This window comes from Chryseolinea lacunae, assembly GCF_016735595.1.
Taxonomy (GTDB): domain Bacteria; phylum Bacteroidota; class Bacteroidia; order Cytophagales; family Cyclobacteriaceae; genus Chryseolinea; species Chryseolinea lacunae.
In genome coordinates this window covers 20314-38573 of the sequence record NZ_JAERRB010000010.1, presented here as the reverse complement: position 1 = coordinate 38573, position 18260 = coordinate 20314, and the positions used below count along the sequence as shown (strand labels likewise).

Sequence of the window (18260 nt, the reverse complement as noted above, 5' to 3'; positions counted from 1 at the left end):
TTATGATCGTGCTCTAGCCATTCGTAGCGAAACGTAGTCCAGCCCCTGTTTGCAATTTTCTTTCAACGCCTTGATGTCGGGATTTTTTGACTTTTCTAAAAGCGAAAGGGCTGCGCGAAAATAGTCGCCTGCCAGTTGCAAATCTGCTTTTTTTGATTGGGCGCTGTTCACAATGTCAACAGCACTATTGAAGTATTCGGTGATCAGACTATTGGGATTGCTGGGATTGAAGGCATATTCATGTTTTGCCGTGCGCAGATTCAGGGTTTGTGGCGTAAGACGGGCCATGGCCTGCAACGAATCCTTGTAGTGAAGAAAAGGCAGGTGGGCAACTGTAGAATCGATACCCGTTACTTTCCCGGTGAAGGCCGTTATGCTTATCGGATAGTTCTGAAACTGAAAAACGGGATCGGCGGGTAAATGATCTTGTAAAAAAGATGCCTTAGCCGGAAACAAATAATCGGTGGTCAGTCTCTTTTTAAACTGATGCCCCTTAGACGCGTTCTCTTTCAATTCACAGATAGACCAGAACAGGTCAAACGATTTCCACTGATCATCGATGCGAATGACATTCCAGGCATGGTTGGTCTCATAAAACTTATCCCCTGCCTTAAAGTTGGTGTACTTGACATAGCCCGTCACCTTCATACAAGGAATACTCAGTGTTTTGCAAAAGTCAGAAACAATAGAAGACAGTTCATCGCAAAGGCCAAGGCGTTGCGTGAAGGCAACACTCGTTGACAGCGGCTCGCCACCATTAAAGAATCTCGCCGCATCGGGTTTCATATACTCGAACGACCAAAGCAAAAGCATTTCGATCTGCTCTTTTTTGTTGGGGGTTAGCAAGGCAATTTCTTTCGCCAACGCCTGCACCGTGGGCACGGCCGCCAAATTAGCGGCAGCAAATTTATCGGAAATTGTTTTGCTGATCTGGCCCTGACCACAGACGTGCTGCACGGAGAATAGCAGCATTCCAAACAACATTTGTTTCATGCCCGATAGATACAAAAAAAAATCAATCGCTATCGAAATGACCTTTAACCCGCTCCGGACCTGCTCAGAATTTCCGGATGATAATAACACCAATCACCACAAACGCAACGCCCACAATTCTCCAGGGGTTGATGGGGTGAGGCTGCGCCACCAGAATGTTAAAATGATCGAGCACCAGCGAAATGGCCATCTGCCCCGCCACCACCAGGCCAAAGGTGAGCGCGGGTCCAAGACGCGGGAAAGCCAGTACCATAGCGGTGACATAAAACGCACCCAGCACGCCTCCGATCCACGTCACTGCCGGAACACTTCTGGCACCGGCAAACGAAACGGGTTGGCCCGAAACCAGCACATACACGATCAGCGCCACAGAGCCCACCAAAAAAGACGTAAGCGAAGCATATAACGGGTTCTCGAAGGCCTTCCCCAAACGCGCATTCAAGCCGGCCTGAATGGGCAACACAGCGCCGCACAACAGGGCAATCAAAATCCAAAGAGGTCTGTTCATAGTGTTTGTGAAATTATGGTCGCACAGCTGCCCGCGCGATAGGATACAAATTTGGTCCGGAGTAGTGAACGGATCACAGACCAAAAGAAACTAAAAAAATCCTCAAAAACTTGGGCACTGACGGCCAGGGCGTTGTAATTAAAGAAGGTGCAGGCTTGGGATGGACGACAAAGAAAAAACCTCCATCGCGAGCCTTGGGCAAACAATGGAGGTCTTGAATGAATGTTATGAACGTTCAGCGATCGAATCGCCGACTGTTATTTCTCACCAATCGATTTCGCACACCGGAAACCAATGTGCACCATCGACGACTCCGGTGTGGACGACGAACGGCCCGTTACCTGAAAGCCGTGGCACACCATGGGGTCGCAGAGAAAAGAACCGCCACGGGTCACGCGACGCATGCCGGGGTCCATCTCCGCTTCGCGGCCAACGGGCTGGATGGTGTCGGAGCACCACTGCCAAACGTTTCCCCCCATGTCGGTGAGGCCGATCTTGTTGGGACCGAAGACGCCTACCGGCGACGTTGTGGCATAGCCGTCCTCTACAGTATTGTGACTGGGGAAACTTCCTTGCCACGTGTTGGCCTTATACTTTCCGTCCACCACAAGGTCCTGTCCCCAGGTATATTGTTTGGACGATGCCTCGCCATTTTTGGCAGCATGCTCCCATTCCCATTGCGTGGGCAATCGCTTGCCTTTCCAGGTTGCATAAGCCACAGCATCGTTCCACGACACTTGTGTTACCGGATGTGTGTCGGGCGCTTTGGGTTTGGACCGGCCAAAGGGATAGCGAAAGTTGGCTCCGTCAACTAGTGTCCATCCCTGTGCGGCGGCATCAAACACGCCGCCGTTTCCAAATTTTTCCGCTTCGGTCACGTAGTGTGTGGCCTTCACAAAAGCTTCGAACTCGCCCACCGTCACCAGGTTTTTATCCAGCAAAAAAGGTTTGATCGCCACTTGCTTGGCCGCATGCGTGATCGGGTCGGTGGTGTAGAGTGTTCCTCCTTTCACCGTGGCCATCTCGGCAAACTCCGGACGCGCAAAGGCGTAAAACAAAAATGAAACGGATAGTAGAGCCAGCAGGCCAAAAGTCGTTTTCAGAAAGTGTCTCATAAGCTTCGTGCTACTGTCAGCACGGATGATTTGGACGATATTCGTAAATCAGTTTTTTGAAGCCGCTCCACCATTTGCCTTGCGGGCCTTCAGGGCTTCGGCATCTGCAGCGGAAACCTTCTCCTGGCTTTGCTGGAAACGTTTCGAATCCGGCTTCAGAAACCCAAAGCTATGCAAACCTTCCTGACTATTCTGAGCAACCCATTTCAAAAATTTCAATGCCTCGGCATTGGTGCTGTTCTTGTCGATAGACAGGTGCAGGTGTTCTGTGGGAATGTTCTTTGGTGTCTCCGCTTCGATCTTCGAAATCACCTCGTCGAGGTTGCCATAAAACTTTTCACTGGCCGCCACGCGTCCGTTGTCGTCTGCGTCAACGGGAAGGATGACGAGACCTGCCAGCGGCTGGCGGGTGGTCACATCATAGATCAACCCGGGAACGCTATAGGACACCCCTGTTGAATCTCTCAGCAACGACTTGATCAGGTGTTCGTCTGCACCGGCAATGGCCTTGCCCTTGATGTTGGCTTGCTGATAGCCAAAGTAATGCGCAAAGGTGATGGGAGCACCGGCCTTTTGCAAACGTGTATACAATGTATAGGTTGAAGCATCAATGACATCGTCGCCCTTTTTGCCGGCCGTGAGATCGTTGAAGTAAATTTGTTTGATGCGCTCCTTTGTCAAACCCTTGTCGGCATAGGTGCGGGCAAACGCCGACTTGCTGTTGGCTACGGGCAGCAGTGCATAGCGGGCGAGGTAGAGATACTCGCGGCTTTCTTTCTGTTTGTCGTCCGGCTCATAGGCTTCGATCAGCAGATCGTATTGCGACGGATCAGTCACCGTACGCGGCTCTATCTGAAGCTGCACATCCGGGTTCGCAGCTTTATAGTCCTGTATCCATTTTTCAACCAACGGGTAGGCAAAGCGCACACCCGTTATCACAACCTTTCCCGACGGCGGTGTTTGACCAAACGATGCGGACGCGGGAAGCAACACAAAATAGACAAGCAGTATGGAAAGTATTGATTTCATAAAAGGGTAATTTTTAAAAATTGGCGGCCGCGGGATGCACCTGTGTCTCTGTAAAATTCCACCAAGTCTTTCACAAAGACCGGTGCATCCGGAAGCCATATTAGAAAATTCGTAAGTCCTCGATCACCTAAAAATGTGCGAGACGGTATGTTCACATACCGGGAAGGATTAACAGCAACAACAACACTGACCAGGCTTGTGCACGGTTAATGAACCGGAAGAAATGGACATGTTTTGTGCGTTCATCGCATCTGATTTTATAGGTTTCATTTTTATAAAATGTCAGGACTAAACCTCTATGTCCCTAGCGGACTTTCGGCTGAAGATCAACGAGGCCCTGCCCTCTCCCTTCGTTTTGCTATAAAATCAATCTGGTGGGAATTGATTATCTACTTATTCGATAGACAAAGTAACTTTCATTTTCTTTACGAATCAAGCTTTATTAAAAAAAATTAAGCACCCCTGCATGCAAGGGTAAACTCAATCGGTAGCGCTACGGTAATTTTTTCAGGAGCGTCGCGAAACTTCTTTCCCGTTAGCTAGCTATTTCCTTCACAGAACAGCAGGCAGGTGAACGTGGTTTCTCGCATCCCAACCCTGCACAGTCGAGACCAACAACGATGTTGTGCAGCGTTTCCTCCTAGCATTTCTCCACAAGATCAATGGCTTCTTCCTGCACATCCAGTGGTCTGCCAGCGTAGCGGATGTTTCGGCGACCAAAAATCAGGATAACCAAACCCAACAAGGCGCAAACCGCCATCACCCCTGTCATGGGCATGGCCGACTGCGCGTTCAACGCACCCACCGATGCTGCGGCGAGCGCACCCAGGCCCATCTGAATGGCGCCCATCAACGCCGAAGCACTGCCGGCTTCCTTGGTGAACGGCGCCATGGACAACGCGGCCGAATTGGGGAAGCTGAATCCCTGGCAGCTGAGAAATAAAAAGATAAGGAAGATGGTGCTATACAGTTCGAGAACGCCAAAGGCCGTGCCCGCAAAAAGCGTGACACCCACCAGGCTCTGCAATATCAATACGGTTTTCATGATTTGCTCGCTGCTGAAACGTGAGAGCAGCACGCTGTTTAGCTGGCTGCTGGTGATGAGGCCCGCTGCAATCACGGCAAAAATCCATCCGTATTGTTGTTCAGTCACCCCAAACAATTTCATAAACACAAAGGGCGAACCCGACAAGTAGGCAAACAACCCCGCCGAAGCAATGCCACCTGCCGATGCATAGGTATAGAACTGCGGATCTTTCAGCACCGTGGCAAAGCTGCCGAGAATGGGCTTGGGACGAAGGGAGAACGTTGGATCAGGTTGCTTGCTTTCGGGCAGGTATAGAATCACCGCCAGCAAGATCGCGGCAGTCACCAATCCCAACACGGCAAACACATAGTGCCATCCCAGCGTGGCAATCACGTAGCTGCCTACGGTGGGCGCCAGAATGGGCGACACCCCCAGGATGAGGATGAGCAGTGAAAATATCTTGGCGTTTTCCTCCACCGGAAACACGTCGCGCACAATGGCCCGTGGTGCCACCATGCTCACACATCCACCCAAAGCCTGCACAAACCGGAGCACAATCAGCATTTCGATCGAACCCGCCAGCGCACATCCAATAGAAGACAGAATGTAGAGCGTCAACCCGGTGATCAACGGCACCTTGCGCCCAAAACGATCGAGCAGCGGACCGCTGATGAGTTGCCCCACACAAATACCCACAAAGAAACTCGCCAGCGAATAGGAAACCATGTCTACTGTGGTGTGCAGATCGAGGGCAATGGCCGGGAAACCGGGCAAGTACATGTCTATAGAAAAAGGTCCGATGGCTGAGAGAAGGCCGAGGATTATGATGGTGAGAAGTCGTCTGTTTTTGTTCACGTTTTTATAGAGATTTTATCATCGTTAAAGGGATTCACCGTGTTCGTGCTCCCCCATTGCCGGGGGTAAAGCTAGCCAACGCAATCGCGATGGAAGTGGTTCAACGGATTTATTTATTATTATGATTTCGAGACGGCGATTTCCTCACATGAACACGCTTTGCAAAGGATGCGTCACTTATACACGCCAAGCAAATTGAATGTGTCTTATGCACCGCGAACATCCTGCATTATTCAAATCAACACGACGTTGATTTCATGCGTTGCAAATGTGTTGTCCAAAGAGAGTGCATGCGGAAGGTGAATACCATGAAACCCCGTGTTCATTTCCAACAAAAAACTCATGGTGCCATGAGGAATTCTAAAAAACATTACCAAAACATGCATTAGCGTTTCAAAACAACGTTGCATCTGGTTCGACGACGTGGCCCGGAGTGAATTTCCATTCTATGGCGAAGCAATTTGCCAACACAGGTTAAGAAATCGATAACGGGCTTTATTCCACGTTTTTAATCATACGGTATCGCACCGCTACTTCCGACGATTGCCCAATGAAAATGCATCGTCCCGGGAAATTTCAACATTGTCTAACACCGGAAAAGCGTAGAATAAAAAAAGAAACAATACACCCTCAGCCAAACGCATCATTTGAAATATTTTAGTGAAAGCGATGGCATACTTTAGTATATGCCTGCACGTGTACAAGAAAAATTTGAGATCAACCCGATCAAAAAGGGTTTGATCATCGCGCTCTCCATCAGTTTGTTTATCGGAATTGCCCTGGTACTGCTCGTACTCTTCGCGCTCGACACACTCACCCGTTAAAAAAGATATTCTGTCGGAGTTTTTTGCATAAGTCTGCAGCAAACTTCATAACGGTAAGGATAGTGGCCGACGAGTGAACATCATTCGCCGTCAAACGAACGGCTTCAACCGGTTGAATTAAAAATCCATTTTCAGCAATAGCAAATCACCCCCGAAGATGGGTGTCGCTCACTCGTGTTTCATACTGTCCACAGGGTTTCGACGTGCCGCCACCACCGTTTGAAAACTCATGGTGATGAACGCCAGCAAAAGAATGGCCGCCAGCGGCAAAATGAACAACACCGGCCCCGGTGTTATGCGATAGGCATAGCGCGTCAACCACTGGTTCACGGCGTAGTATAGAAACGGAAGCGGAAGGATCATGCCCACACCCGCCAGCATCATGAACTCGCGCGACAACAACATCATCACCTGCGACACCGTGGCGCCCATCACTTTGCGTATGCCGATTTCCTTCGTGCGGCGATGCACAGCATAGAGCGTGAGCCCAAACAAACCGATGCAGGAAATAAATGCGGCCAGCAGCGACAGCGCCGTCACCAGCGTGCCGACCTGTTGATCAGCCGCATATTGTCGATCAAAAAAATCGTCCAGAAAATAATACTTAAAAACATTGCCGGCATACGTTGTCTTCCACACCGACCCGATGGCCGCCACCGTGGCCTGCATGTTTCCTCCCGAAAGTTTGATGGCGTAGCGCGGATTGCGTGGATAACCCTGTATGTAGAGCAACGGTTGTATGGCCGTTTGCAATGCGCGGAAATGATAGTTGCGCACCACACCAATCACTTCGAATTGCCGGCTTCCCACAAACACGTTTTGCCCCAAGGCCTGTGCCGGTGTTTCGAAGCCAAACATTTTCAGGGCTGCTTCGCTGATCAGCATCGTCTTGGTGTCGCGAGGGTTGGTGGCATCAAAGTTCCGGCCCGCCAGCAAGGGCAAGTCAAAGGCTTCCAGAAACTCAGTGCCGATGCCCACGATGCGACTGCCGTAGCGATAGCCTGCGTCGGCTGCGCCCAGCGTGATGTCGGTGCGATGCCAGTCAATTTCTTCTCCGGCAAAACTTGAGGCATACGTCACATGTTCAACCCCCGGCATTTTCAGCAACGCTTGCCGGAAGGGTTCATAGTGGTTAGCGGTAGTGTTGTCGGTAAGCAAAGGTGATTCAACAATGAGGGTTTGGTCGAGCGCTATACCCAGGTTTTGGCTGCGCATAAAATCCACCTGCTGCCGAACGGCCATCACGCCCGTCAGCAATGCCACGCTCACCGACAGTTGCACCGCCACCAGCACCTTGCGCAGCACGGTGCGATCGGCAAACGAACCGATCTTTCCCTGCAACGACAGCAGTGGTGTGAACGACGACAGAAACAGGGCCGGATAAAATCCCGTACACAACGTGCCCACCAACACAAACCCTACGCCATACAAAATATTACCATCCTGCCAGAGCGTGATCGTTGCAGGCTGACCAAAGTAGGCCGCCAGCGATGGCCAGCACAACACAAACAACATCAGCGCAAGGCCACCCGACACCAGGTTGAAAATGAAAGCCTCCACCAGAAACTGCATCATCAACTGAAACCGTCCCGCGCCAATGAGCTTGCGCACGCCTACTTCTTTGAGGCGTTCGAAAAATCGCGCCGTAGACAGATTCACAAAATTGAACCACGCCAGCAACAGCACGATGGCGGCCAGTACCATGAAGAAATTTATTAACCCGCCTCTTCCACTCCCATCCAAAGCCTGCAAGCGAATGCTGGCAATGGGTTCCAGCAGATAGCGGTCGCCGGTGTTGGAGTGGTGGTGTTGTTTCACCATTTCGGCGAAGGCCGGAGCAAGCGCCGTGGCATTGGCTTCCGGTTGCAGCAACACATAGGTGCTCACATCACCCCACGACCAGTTCTCGTTCCAGGCCTGCTCGTTCGGCGGAGGTAAAATCATGTCGAAGCGGAGGTGTGTGTTCGGCGGCATGTCTTCAAACACACCGGCCACGTGATAATCTTCCGGAAGCGCACTGCCGTTGTTAAAACCAATCGCCAGCATCTCGCCGGTTACGTCGCGGCGATCAAAGTATTTTTCGGCCAGCGCTGTGGATATGAAAATGGAATGCGTGTCGGCAAATGTTTTTGGTGACTGACCATTCACAAACGTCAACCCCAGCACATGCGCCACCGACGCGTCGGCATACACGATCTGGTTCTCCAGGTCTTCGCGGCCTTTCAGGGGGTTTGCTACCACACCACCCGTTTTCGAACCCACGCGTGCCACGTCTTCCACGGCGGCCAGTTGATTGCGCAGTTCATATCCCAAACCCGACACCGTGGCGGGCGATATCTTGTCGAAGACTCCGTTCTCGGTGTTGTAGAGATTCACCCGATAGGTGCGGTCGGCATGCGGACTGTAGCGATCAAAGCTTTTTTCGAACAACACAAACTGCGCCACCAGCAAACACACCGCGAGGCCCAGCGTGAGACCCAGCACATTCACCGTCGAAAATGTTTTGTTGCGTATCCATTGGCGCCCCGTGAGTTTGATGGTATTGGCCAACATGAGGTTTCGCCGGCGCACGGTGGATGCATGACGTCGGAACAGGATGGACGGACGCACATAGCGGATCACGTTCCAGGCAAACCGTAGTCTGGCCCGGCGCGCCCCCAGTAGAGTGACATCCTTTGCGAATCGCTGCACAAGGTCTCCTTCAATTTCCTCCAGCAACTGCGGCGGACAAACAAATTGCAGGAAACGCAACACCAGTCGCGGCGGCGCAGAGTTGGGCATATTGGCCATTTGAAAAAACGTTTAACAAGATCAACTACTGCGAAACATTCAGCAGCATGCGGGCACAGGATAAGCAACGCTTCCCCTACCCGCCAATCATCTTCAGCTGGGGCACCATCTTCCACAAATCAAGGCGCATCTCTTTCATGGCGCGCAACAGGGCCATGCCGGCGCTGGTCACGGTGTAGATTCGTTTCCGGCGGCCGCCGCGTTCTTTTGTTTCGCCGCCCATCACCGACTTGATGAGTCCCTTGTCTTCCAGGCGATAGAGTGTTACGTGCACGGCGCTGAGGTTCACATCGCGTTTGAGGCGCGTCTCTATTTCTTCGGCAATGGCAGCACCATAGGCGTCGTCCTGCAACCCCGCCACCAACGTCAGAATCAGTTCCTCAAACTCTCCCAGGTATTCCTTTGCCATATACTTATACTTTGTTAAGTAAATAACTTAAGAAAAACCTACAATTACAACCTGTGCCCGGTTTCATTCGGCCATCAGCGTCCATCCAAGCCTTGCGTCACCCTTGCCCGCCATTTTCAAACGTTGCAATACAACCGCCTTGCCGGCCATCCTGTTCCAGCGCGCATCGTGTGCTTTTCTTGCTTAGCTTCCCTGAACTTTAACGCATCCTAACCCTATGAACCTGTTGACCCTTTGCCGCAGCATGGCCCTGTGCTTGCTGGTGCAGGCCACCGCGCTGGCCCAAGCCGATCAAAAACTCACCCACGACATCTTTAAGGAACTGATCGAAATCAACACCACCCACTCGGTGGGCAGCACCACACGCGCCGCCGAAGCCATGGCAGCCCGGCTCAAAACGGCAGGGTTCACCGACAAAGACATTTTCATTGGCGGCCCCACCGAAACCAAAGGAAACCTGGTGGCCACCCTGCGTGGCTCCGGCAAACGCAAGCCCCTGCTCCTCCTCGCCCACCTCGACGTGGTGGAAGCCCTTCGCGAAGACTGGACTACCGACCCGTTCAAGTTTGAAGAAATCGACGGGTTCTATTATGCCCGCGGCGCCAGCGACGACAAAGCCATGGCCGCCATCTTTGTGGCCAACCTGATCCGACTCAAACGCGAACGCTTCATCCCCGACCGCGACATTATTGTGGCCCTCACCGCCGACGAAGAAGGCGGCGACAACAACGGCGTGAAGTGGCTGCTCGAAAATCACAAAGACCTCATCAACGCGGAATACGCCCTCAACGAAGGAGGCCGCGGCCAGGAGAAAGACGGAAAGAAAATTCTGAACCAGGTGCAACTCAGCGAAAAGGTGTTTCAAAGCTTCACCCTCGAAGTGCACAACCGCGGCGGCCACAGCTCGCAGCCCCGCAAAGACAACGCCATCTACAAACTCGCCCACGCCCTCGACAACCTCAGCAAGTTCGACTTCCCCCTCAACCTCAACGAAGGCACACGCGTCTACTTTGAACGCTCGTCAAAAATTGAAACCGGCACACTCGCGGCCGACATGAAAGGCATCCTCCAAACTCCCTACGACGCCGGCGCCCTCGCCCGCCTCTCAACCTATCCCAACTACAACGCCCTGCTGCGCACCACCTGTGTGGCCACCATGATCCACGGCGGCCATGCCGACAATGCGCTGCCACAGACGGCCACCGCCAATGTAAACTGCCGCATTTTGCCCGGCGAAGATCCTGAGAAAATCAAAGCCACACTCATCACCGTCTTCAACGATCCCGACGTGAGCGTCACCGCCAAGAACGTGGCCAACATGAGTCCCCCGTCGCCCCTCAACCCCGAGCTGTTCGGTCCCATTGAACGCATCACCCAAAAGATGTGGCCCGGTGTTCCCGTCGTGCCCGTCATGTCTACCGGAGCAACCGACGGCGCCCACCTGCGCAACGGCGGCATTCCAACGTATGGCGTATGCGGCATCTTTGCCGACATGAACGACGTGCGCGCCCATGGCAAAGACGAACGCATCGGCATCAAGGCGTTCTATGAAGGACAGGAGTTTTTGTATCAGGTGGTGAGGGAGCTCTCAATCAAAACCAGCGTGAAGCGGGAAAACTGATATATTGAAAAGGTGCGCTTCGCTTTTCTAAATCGTCGGGGAGAGCCCGGCGATTTAGCGGTGCGTTGTTTTGATACTGAATAGAATTAAGAAACGTCACGTCTTCCGCCAACGTGGGAACTTAACCTATCCTCGGTGCAGGTGTGTGAGCCGCCAGCGCTTCCTTCGCCTTCAACTCCGCAAAGATCTTTCGCTTCACAAAAATGCAGAAATAGTTTCTGCAACGCACAGCGCCGCTTTGCTATTTCTTTTTGAAAGCGTATGTGCCGTGGATGTCCATAGAGGCAGGGCCTTGTGCCAGCACATAGTCCCAGTTGATCTTCAGCGTTGTGGCGGTTTGCTCGACGATTGTGGCGTGTTGTACGCCTTGGGCTGAGGTAACGGTTAGCGTGTTGCCGTCGAGGGTCCAGGTGCCGTTGGCAAGAAAACCTTGAAAGGGATAATCTTGTGTTGTGCTTTGGCCCAACACAACACTTGTCAACGCAATGGTGTAGTCGCCGCTGCTGCTGAATGTAGCCGGGTTTTTGTTAAGGGTAACGGTAAGATCCATGTCCTTTCCCTTTCCGGTAAAATCTGTCTTGAATGGCGAGCCAGCAACGGTGGTCGTACCGGTGTAGTCGATGGCCGTAGCGGCCCAACTTCCGGTGATGTCTTCAACGGTTGGTGTCGGGTCATTGTCTTTGCTGCACGAAAAAAGAATAGTGGCAAGAACGATTGCGAGGTGTTTGGTGGTTTTCATAGTGCTCATGGGTAGGTGTATTTTTAGTTGGGGGCTTCATTAAAATAGGTCACAACAAAACAAAAACTAACCGGTGCGTATATTTTCCAGTAAACACATCAGGCCACTAGGCCATACGTTCCGTTCGGCATTTTCTCATGACGAGCGAAAAATAACACGCCTCACTGCAATGGTTTTGCAGTGGTGCAGTGCACCCATGATTTATTTTTGAAATCGCTGGGGAACCGGCGATTTTGCGCATCACATGCAACCCATTGGATCAATGCCCACATGCGCGTCACATCGATCATTCACATCTAATTTTCTTAGTGAATTCACTCCCGCCAAATCCATCGCCCCCTGCTATCGAATGCAATAGCAAGCAAGCTTGATGATTGGCAGTTTGGAAACTTTGATTGGATGTGGGTTTGGGCGTGCCCCGACGAGTCGGGTCCGCGCTGTCCGCTATACTCCTCGCGCAGCCGCACCGTGCTGCGCTGCTGTGGGGTGCCGCTGCCATCGCTCACGCGGGGCCAGTCGGAGACTGGGAACTTGTGTGGTCACGGGGTCGCAGACCCGCGCCAGGGGTTTTGCGAACGATATATCGTTTGCTGCAGGGTTGAAATGAGGGGTTGGGCGTGCCCCCGACGAGTCGGGGTCGCGCTGTCCGCTATACTCCTCGCACCCGCGCACAAGGCCAACGCTTGCTGTGGGGTGCCGCTGCCATCGCTCACGCGTGTGCAGTCGGAGACTGGGACCTGGCGGGGTACCGGGCGCCGACCCGCACCAGAACTGGAGAATGTTACTATAACCTTACTTCAGCGTTAAAAAATCAAAACTACACGGGATTCTGGGGGTCTGGTTTTGGTCGCAATTGGCTAAATATCATATCTTTGTCCCTTTCGTAAATTGGCTTTGCTCATGCGTATTGTATTAAGGTCCTCTCTTTCACTCGGTTTGCTCGTCGCTTGTTTTTCGTCTTTTGCACAGATCAGCGCGTTGTTCACGCCCTACGATTGTCGTGAACATGCCGAAATGTTTTATGATGAGCCCGTTGCCGAAATAGCGCTGGATTCGGTGGCCGCCGTGGTGGCCGTGGAAGAACCCATCGTGTTGCCCGACACCATCGACGGTTGGAAAACCTGGAGCAGCGTAGAGAACTATACGTTTGGCAAAGACCGCGGTGCCATGTCCATGATCACCGACGTGCAGGCCCTGCATCCTTTCTTTCGCGACAAAATAAAACAACTCATGGCCGCCTGCCGCGAGAATGGCATCGAGCTGGCCGTGGTAGAATCGTATCGCACCCACGCCAAGCAAAACGAATACAAAACCATGGGTAAAAAATACACCAACTCAGGCGCCGGCCGCTCCAAACATCAGTACGGCCTCGCCATCGATGTGGTGCCTATTGTTGACTCGGTTGCCGTGTGGGACAACGTGGCCCTCTGGAAAAAAGTGGGCGTAGCCGGCGAGAAACTTGGCCTGCGCTGGGGTGGACGTTGGCGCAAGCCCTACGACCCCGGTCACTTCGAATGGACCGGTGGCCTCACCTCGGCACACCTCACGGCCGGCATCTTTCCCGTGGTGCCCGACACCGAATATCCCTGCATGGAAGAAGACCTGAAGCTTCTGCTCAAATACTGGAAGGCCTGGGAAGTGACCCAAAGTGCGATGACACGCCGGTGATGAAAATCACATTTCCCGATCATTTTTTCTTCGGAACCAGCACCGCCGCGCCCCAAATCGAAACCGCCTTCGAACACGACTGGCAAGGGGTGAAAGCCCGCCAGGGATTTGTGTTCGACCGCACCACCGATCACGAGAAACGATTCAAAGAAGACGCCGGCATCATTGCCTCGCTCGCCCCCAACTACCGCATGAGCCTCATGTGGAGCAAGCTGCAACGCGAGCCCTATGGCACATTTCATCCCGATACCACACAAGAATATCACGCCTTCATCCAGGACCTGAAAAACAAGCGCGTCAACATCATGATGGTGCTGCACCACTTCACCAACCCCCTGTGGTTTGCCAAACTGGGTGGCTGGGAAAAGGAAGAGAACATCGACTATTGGGTGGACTTCGCCAAGAAGGTGGTGGATGAATATGGCCACTACGTTTCGTACTGGAACACCTTCAACGAACCCAACGTCTATGCCAGCTACGGCTGGATTACCGGCTTCTTCCCGCCTTTCAAAATCAACCCGTTCCTGGCGGGCAAAGTGGTGAAGCACATGGGCATGGCCCACGACCGCGTGTATGACTACATCAAGGAGAAATTTCCCAACCAACCCGTCGGCATCTCGCACAACGCCACCATCTTCTCGGCCGAGAATCTGCTGGGGTGGTTTCCGGCCCGCCTGTCGGACTGGTGGTTCATGGAATATGTGCCCAGTCATTTCGAACGCGTCGACTTCTTTGGCATGAGCTACTATGGGCGCATCCCCCACGACCCGCTGCCCATCACCTACCTCGAAACACCGCATAAAATAAAAGCGCTGGGCCGCCGCCACGACGACATCTGGGAATATCATCCCGAAGGGTTGCGCACATGTCTGGACCGTTACTGGAACAAGTATAAGAAGCCCATCATCATTACCGAAAACGGTGTGTGCGACGAAAGCGATTTCCTGCGCCTACAGGCCATCCAGGACTATGCCCTCATTCTGCACGAAGCCCTGCAAGACGGCATCGACATTCGCGGCTACTACTTCTGGAGCACGTGGGATAATTTTGAATGGCACCTCGGCCCCTCCATGCGCTTTGGTCTCTATGAGTGCGACCCCGTGACTATGCACCGGATGCGCCGGCCCAGCGGCGATTTGTTCGCATCGCTTGCCTACACCAAAAAGATACAGGTTGCCGTTCAAAAAAAGGTTGCCAGTTAATCGCTGCATTCTCATTAACTTTTGTTTATCGATTCGCCACCTGGCCTCTCTGCTTGGCGAATGTTGAAAGTTAGCGTAGTTTTGAATACCACTTTTTCCACTCCATGAAAAATCTGTTACTGTCGTTTTCGCTGCTGCTCATCGGCTATGCTGCACAGGCGCAATCCAAGAAAGAAATCATGTACGTAGGCACCTACTCCGTTCGCGGCAGCCAGGGCATCTATGCGTTCACATTCGATCGCGCGAAGCGCACCCTCAAGCCGTTGCAAACCGTGCCGGGACTGGAAAGCCCCAACTATCTGGCCATACACCCCACCGGCAAGTTTTTGTATTCAGTGAACAGCGGCAAGGCCAACGCCGCCGACAGCGAAAAAGGATCGGTGAGCGCCTATGGCATCGACCCCAAAACGGGTCGCCTCAGTGGCCTCAACAACCGCTCTTCCTACGGCGACGGCCCCTGCCACATCACCATCGACAAGACCGGGCAATTTGCCTTCATCTCAAACTATAGCCAGGGCAACCTGGTGGTGCTGCCCCTCTTCGACGACGGCCTGCTGGGCACCCCCTCCGATGCCAAGAAATATGTGGGCAACAGCGTGAACCCCAAGCGCCAGGAAAGCCCGCACATCCACTCCACCCTTATCTCGCCCGACAACAAGTTTTTGTATGTGGCCGACCTCGGCACCGACAAAGTATACGTCTACGATTTCGACGCCAAGGAAGGGCACCTTCAACCGGCCAGTAGCCCGGAGGTGCCCGTAACGCCCGGCGCCGGCCCTCGCCACATGGCACTGCATCCCAACGGCAAGTTTGCCTATGTGGCCGAAGAACTCACCTCCACCGTGGGTGTGTTCACCATGAACAAAACTACCGGTGCCTGGACCGTTGTGGAAGACACCGTGCGCTCACTGCCCGTCACCTTCAAAGAACAAAACACCAGCGCCGACATACACATCGACCCGAAGGGCAAGTTCCTCTACATGTCGAACCGTGGCCTCAACGCCCTCAGCATCTTCAGCATCTCCCCCACCACCGGCAAACTCACCTTCGTGGGCAACCAGGACGTGGGCGGCAAAACCCCACGCAACTTCCTGATGGACCCCAAAGGGGAATTCATCTTCGTAGCCAACATGGAAACCGACAACATTGTGACGTTCAAGATCAACCCCAAAACCGGAAAACTCACCGCGGTGGGCAAACCTGTAAAGGTGCCTTCACCCGTGTGTTTGAAGTTGCATACGCTTTAGAAAACAAGGATCTGCCTGCTGTGCAGAAGATCGACTTCCGGAAATAGGTCGGACGTTCTATTTGCGTGGGCAATAATGTCAGCCCGAATTTTTTCTATGTAGCTAATTCCTGCCCTCTATGATTATTCTGAGAACTTTAACCCGCGCTGCACTGATCGCATGCCTGTTGATGATCAGTGTTTTTGCCATCGCACAGAAAACAATACAGCCTCCCTTCATGCAGAAAGAATGGTCGCAGGACTATGAACCGTTTCGTCTTGTAGGCAATGTGTATTACGTGGGCACGTACGATCTGGCGTCGTATTTTATCACAACACCCAAAGGTCACATCCTCATCAACACCGGCTTGGCCGAGTCGGCGGAGATGATTCGCGCGCATGTTGAGAAACTGGGATTCAAGTTCAAAGACATCAAGATACTACTAGCCACCCACACGCACTATGATCACGTGGGTGCCATGGCAGCCATCAAAAAAAAGACGGGCGCAACGATGATGGTGCACGAAAAAGACGCGTCCGCGCTGGCCGACGGTGGCAACTCCGATTTCCTCTTTGGTGGCAAGGGCAGCACCTTTCAGCCTGTGAAAGCAGAACGCCTGTTGCACGACCGCGACACCGTGAGCTTAGGTGGAACTTCCATCGTGATGCTGCACCATCCTGGCCATACGCCCGGCGCCAGCAGCTTCCTGCTCAACACGCGCGATGAGAAGCGCTCCTATCGCCTACTTATTGCCAACATGCCTTCGGTGCTTGACGAGACAAACCTTGCGGGCATGTCTACCTATCCCGATGTTGGCAAAGACTACGCCTACACCATGGAAGTGATGCCCGCGTTGCAGTTTGACGTTTGGGTGGCGTCGCATGCGAGTCAGTTTGGATTGCACGATAAGCGCAAGCCCGGCGACGGTTATCGGCCTGAGGTTTTCGCAGATCAGAAGGGATATGATGAAACGATGGCGCGGTTGAAAGCGAATTACCTGAAGCGTCGTGATGGTGGGAAATGATTGAATTAAAAAATGAAATTTAAAATACATGCCGACGCGTGGGAAGGGAATGCAGACCATGGGACTTCCGCTATTCTGGAAAGCGACAGCATTCGAAAGTACTTAACCTTACTAGACGGAAAAGTGCACACTCAAATACTAATCATTCCACAGGATAGATCAAGCAGCATACTAATTGGTGGCGGAAACAATGAAACCTATGTTCTTACTTTTACGGTAGGAAGTGATGAAGATTTTTACAACCTGGTTGATCTAACAAAAAAAGGAGAGCAGGAAATTGAGTTAGTAACCGGAGGCCAGGCGGGGCTTTTTTCGGATAAGTATTGCGCAGACTTCAACACTATTCTCGCTGCCGCTGACTATTATGTTCAGCATGGTGAACGCAATCCCAACCTTCATTGGGAGAAACAAGCATGAGCAAATGAAACATGGAAAGCGCGCGACGGTGCGCGCCGTTAATCTTTGAGAATCCGCATCTCCACGCGGCGGTTCAGCGCGCGTGCTTCCTGCGTTAGTTCATTCGAAAGCGGTTGGCTGCCGCCGAAGGCTTTTGTCTTCACGCGGTCTTTGCCGATGCCTTTGCTGACGAGGTAGCGCTTCACAGCCTCCACGCGATCTTCGGACAGGGCCAGGTTTGCTTTGGAGCTTCCCTGGTTGTCGGTGTGGCCTTCGAGCTGAATCACCACCTTGGTGTTTTCCTTCATCATCTGAGCAACCTCATCCAACTCGCCAAACGATTTGGGGTCGATGGTAGATTTGCCCTGCGCGAAGATGAGGTGCGAGAGGCGCATGGTTTGGCCGATGGGTGTGAGGGCGATGTCGCGCATCACTTTGCGATTGGCGTCGATGTCTTTGGGATCGACAATGACGGTGCGCGGGTTGTAGCCGGTGGCCTCGGCCGTGATCTGGTATTTTGCCGTGCCGAATATGGGGAACGAGAAGGTGCTGTCGTTAAATCTTCCGAAGATGCTTCCCGTGGGGATGCTGCTGTAGCGCACGCTGGCTTTGATGCCCTTGTTGGTGCGCGAGTCGGTGATCTTGCCTTCGGCGAGGATCTCGGGTTGCTGCGCGAACGCATAGTGATGGGCACAGGCAAATGCTAAAAGCGTGATGAGAGTCTTTTTCATAGCAACAAAGGTATTCAAGTTTTCAGAGCAAAAAGAAAGCATTCCGGTCAACACCGGAATGCTTCGTTATAAATCAAGTTCAATCGTTTCGCCAACACCAAAC

General features: G+C 52.7%; 16 protein-coding genes. 7 read left to right on the top strand and 9 right to left on the bottom strand.

Annotated elements, in window-relative coordinates:
* The 5 genes from JI741_RS23530 to JI741_RS23510 all read right to left on the bottom strand — a co-directional run bounded on the left by JI741_RS23530 (position 1) and on the right by JI741_RS23510 (position 5527).
* The gene (locus JI741_RS23530; RefSeq protein ID WP_202013885.1) at positions 1-864 is read right to left on the bottom strand and encodes a transglutaminase domain-containing protein; all 864 of its coding nucleotides are present in this window, start codon (positions 862-864) and stop codon (positions 1-3) included.
* A 193-nt stretch (positions 865-1057) separates the two neighbouring features.
* Positions 1058-1501 carry a DMT family transporter gene (locus JI741_RS23525; RefSeq protein WP_202013884.1) on the bottom strand — a complete coding sequence of 148 codons (444 nt, stop codon included), beginning with the start codon at positions 1499-1501 and terminating at the stop codon, positions 1058-1060.
* Between the two features lie 257 nt (positions 1502-1758).
* On the bottom strand, positions 1759-2616 hold the full coding sequence (locus JI741_RS23520; protein ID WP_202013883.1) for an SUMF1/EgtB/PvdO family nonheme iron enzyme: 858 nt from the start codon (positions 2614-2616) through the stop codon (positions 1759-1761).
* A gap of 48 nt (positions 2617-2664) precedes the next feature.
* Positions 2665-3645 (bottom strand): hypothetical protein, encoded by a 981-nt coding sequence (locus JI741_RS23515; RefSeq protein WP_202013882.1) that lies wholly within the window; start codon positions 3643-3645, stop codon positions 2665-2667.
* Between the two features lie 640 nt (positions 3646-4285).
* The gene (locus JI741_RS23510) at positions 4286-5527 is read right to left on the bottom strand and encodes a multidrug effflux MFS transporter (protein ID WP_202013881.1); all 1242 of its coding nucleotides are present in this window, start codon (positions 5525-5527) and stop codon (positions 4286-4288) included.
* Between the two features lie 686 nt (positions 5528-6213).
* On the opposite strand from JI741_RS23510, the gene JI741_RS23505 reads away from it, so the two are divergent.
* Entirely contained in the window at positions 6214-6351 is a 138-nt protein-coding gene (locus JI741_RS23505) for a hypothetical protein (RefSeq protein WP_202013880.1), read from the top strand.
* 168 nt (positions 6352-6519) lie between these two features.
* On the opposite strand, the gene JI741_RS23500 is transcribed toward JI741_RS23505, so the two are convergent.
* Together JI741_RS23500 and JI741_RS23495 are read right to left on the bottom strand one after the other, a co-directional pair.
* Positions 6520-9141 (bottom strand): ABC transporter permease, encoded by a 2622-nt coding sequence (locus JI741_RS23500; RefSeq protein ID WP_202013879.1) that lies wholly within the window; start codon positions 9139-9141, stop codon positions 6520-6522.
* 76 nt (positions 9142-9217) lie between these two features.
* Positions 9218-9550, bottom strand: a complete 333-nt coding sequence (locus tag JI741_RS23495) for a PadR family transcriptional regulator (RefSeq protein ID WP_202013878.1) — start codon at positions 9548-9550, stop codon at positions 9218-9220.
* A 217-nt stretch (positions 9551-9767) separates the two neighbouring features.
* On the opposite strand from JI741_RS23495, the gene JI741_RS23490 reads away from it, so the two are divergent.
* Positions 9768-11171 carry a M20/M25/M40 family metallo-hydrolase gene (locus tag JI741_RS23490; RefSeq protein WP_202013877.1) on the top strand — a complete coding sequence of 468 codons (1404 nt, stop codon included), beginning with the start codon at positions 9768-9770 and terminating at the stop codon, positions 11169-11171.
* 241 nt (positions 11172-11412) lie between these two features.
* Here JI741_RS23490 and JI741_RS23485 read toward each other — a convergent pair whose 3' ends face one another.
* Positions 11413-11919 carry a lipocalin family protein gene (locus tag JI741_RS23485; protein WP_202013876.1) on the bottom strand — a complete coding sequence of 169 codons (507 nt, stop codon included), beginning with the start codon at positions 11917-11919 and terminating at the stop codon, positions 11413-11415.
* A gap of 891 nt (positions 11920-12810) precedes the next feature.
* Between JI741_RS23485 and JI741_RS23480 the strand changes: the two genes are divergently transcribed.
* The 5 genes from JI741_RS23480 to JI741_RS23460 all read left to right on the top strand — a co-directional run bounded on the left by JI741_RS23480 (position 12811) and on the right by JI741_RS23460 (position 17447).
* Positions 12811-13578, top strand: a complete 768-nt coding sequence (locus JI741_RS23480) for a M15 family metallopeptidase (RefSeq protein ID WP_202013875.1) — start codon at positions 12811-12813, stop codon at positions 13576-13578.
* On the top strand, positions 13578-14780 hold the full coding sequence (locus JI741_RS23475) for a family 1 glycosylhydrolase (RefSeq protein ID WP_202013874.1): 1203 nt from the start codon (positions 13578-13580) through the stop codon (positions 14778-14780). Before JI741_RS23480 ends, JI741_RS23475 begins: the two co-directional genes overlap by 1 nt.
* Before the next feature lie 104 nt (positions 14781-14884).
* Positions 14885-16027, top strand: a complete 1143-nt coding sequence (locus tag JI741_RS23470) for a lactonase family protein (RefSeq protein WP_202013873.1) — start codon at positions 14885-14887, stop codon at positions 16025-16027.
* 169 nt (positions 16028-16196) lie between these two features.
* Positions 16197-17030: a subclass B3 metallo-beta-lactamase gene (bla, locus tag JI741_RS23465; protein WP_439647555.1), complete on the top strand. Its 834-nt coding sequence runs from the start codon at positions 16197-16199 to the stop codon at positions 17028-17030.
* A 12-nt stretch (positions 17031-17042) separates the two neighbouring features.
* Entirely contained in the window at positions 17043-17447 is a 405-nt protein-coding gene (locus JI741_RS23460) for an Imm1 family immunity protein (protein ID WP_202013871.1), read from the top strand.
* Between the two features lie 38 nt (positions 17448-17485).
* On the opposite strand, the gene JI741_RS23455 is transcribed toward JI741_RS23460, so the two are convergent.
* Entirely contained in the window at positions 17486-18157 is a 672-nt protein-coding gene (locus tag JI741_RS23455) for an OmpA family protein (protein ID WP_202013870.1), read from the bottom strand.
* Positions 18158-18260: the final 103 nt, after the last annotated feature.

Bases quoted from the DNA above. Each gene is read 5' to 3' on its own strand.
- JI741_RS23525 (WP_202013884.1), bottom strand. From the start codon at position 1,501: ATGAACAGACCTCTTTGGATTTTGATTGCCCTGTTGTGCGGCGCTGTG.
- JI741_RS23520 (WP_202013883.1), bottom strand. From the start codon at position 2,616: ATGAGACACTTTCTGAAAACGACTTTTGGCCTGCTGGCTCTACTATCC.
- JI741_RS23515 (WP_202013882.1), bottom strand. From the start codon at position 3,645: ATGAAATCAATACTTTCCATACTGCTTGTCTATTTTGTGTTGCTTCCC.
- JI741_RS23505 (WP_202013880.1), top strand. From the start codon at position 6,214: ATGCCTGCACGTGTACAAGAAAAATTTGAGATCAACCCGATCAAAAAG.
- JI741_RS23500 (WP_202013879.1), bottom strand. From the start codon at position 9,141: ATGGCCAATATGCCCAACTCTGCGCCGCCGCGACTGGTGTTGCGTTTC.
- JI741_RS23495 (WP_202013878.1), bottom strand. From the start codon at position 9,550: ATGGCAAAGGAATACCTGGGAGAGTTTGAGGAACTGATTCTGACGTTG.
- JI741_RS23490 (WP_202013877.1), top strand. From the start codon at position 9,768: ATGAACCTGTTGACCCTTTGCCGCAGCATGGCCCTGTGCTTGCTGGTG.
- JI741_RS23485 (WP_202013876.1), bottom strand. From the start codon at position 11,919: ATGAGCACTATGAAAACCACCAAACACCTCGCAATCGTTCTTGCCACT.
- JI741_RS23480 (WP_202013875.1), top strand. From the start codon at position 12,811: ATGCGTATTGTATTAAGGTCCTCTCTTTCACTCGGTTTGCTCGTCGCT.
- JI741_RS23475 (WP_202013874.1), top strand. From the start codon at position 13,578: ATGAAAATCACATTTCCCGATCATTTTTTCTTCGGAACCAGCACCGCC.
- JI741_RS23470 (WP_202013873.1), top strand. From the start codon at position 14,885: ATGAAAAATCTGTTACTGTCGTTTTCGCTGCTGCTCATCGGCTATGCT.
- bla (WP_439647555.1), top strand. From the start codon at position 16,197: ATGATCAGTGTTTTTGCCATCGCACAGAAAACAATACAGCCTCCCTTC.
- JI741_RS23460 (WP_202013871.1), top strand. From the start codon at position 17,043: ATGAAATTTAAAATACATGCCGACGCGTGGGAAGGGAATGCAGACCAT.
- JI741_RS23455 (WP_202013870.1), bottom strand. From the start codon at position 18,157: ATGAAAAAGACTCTCATCACGCTTTTAGCATTTGCCTGTGCCCATCAC.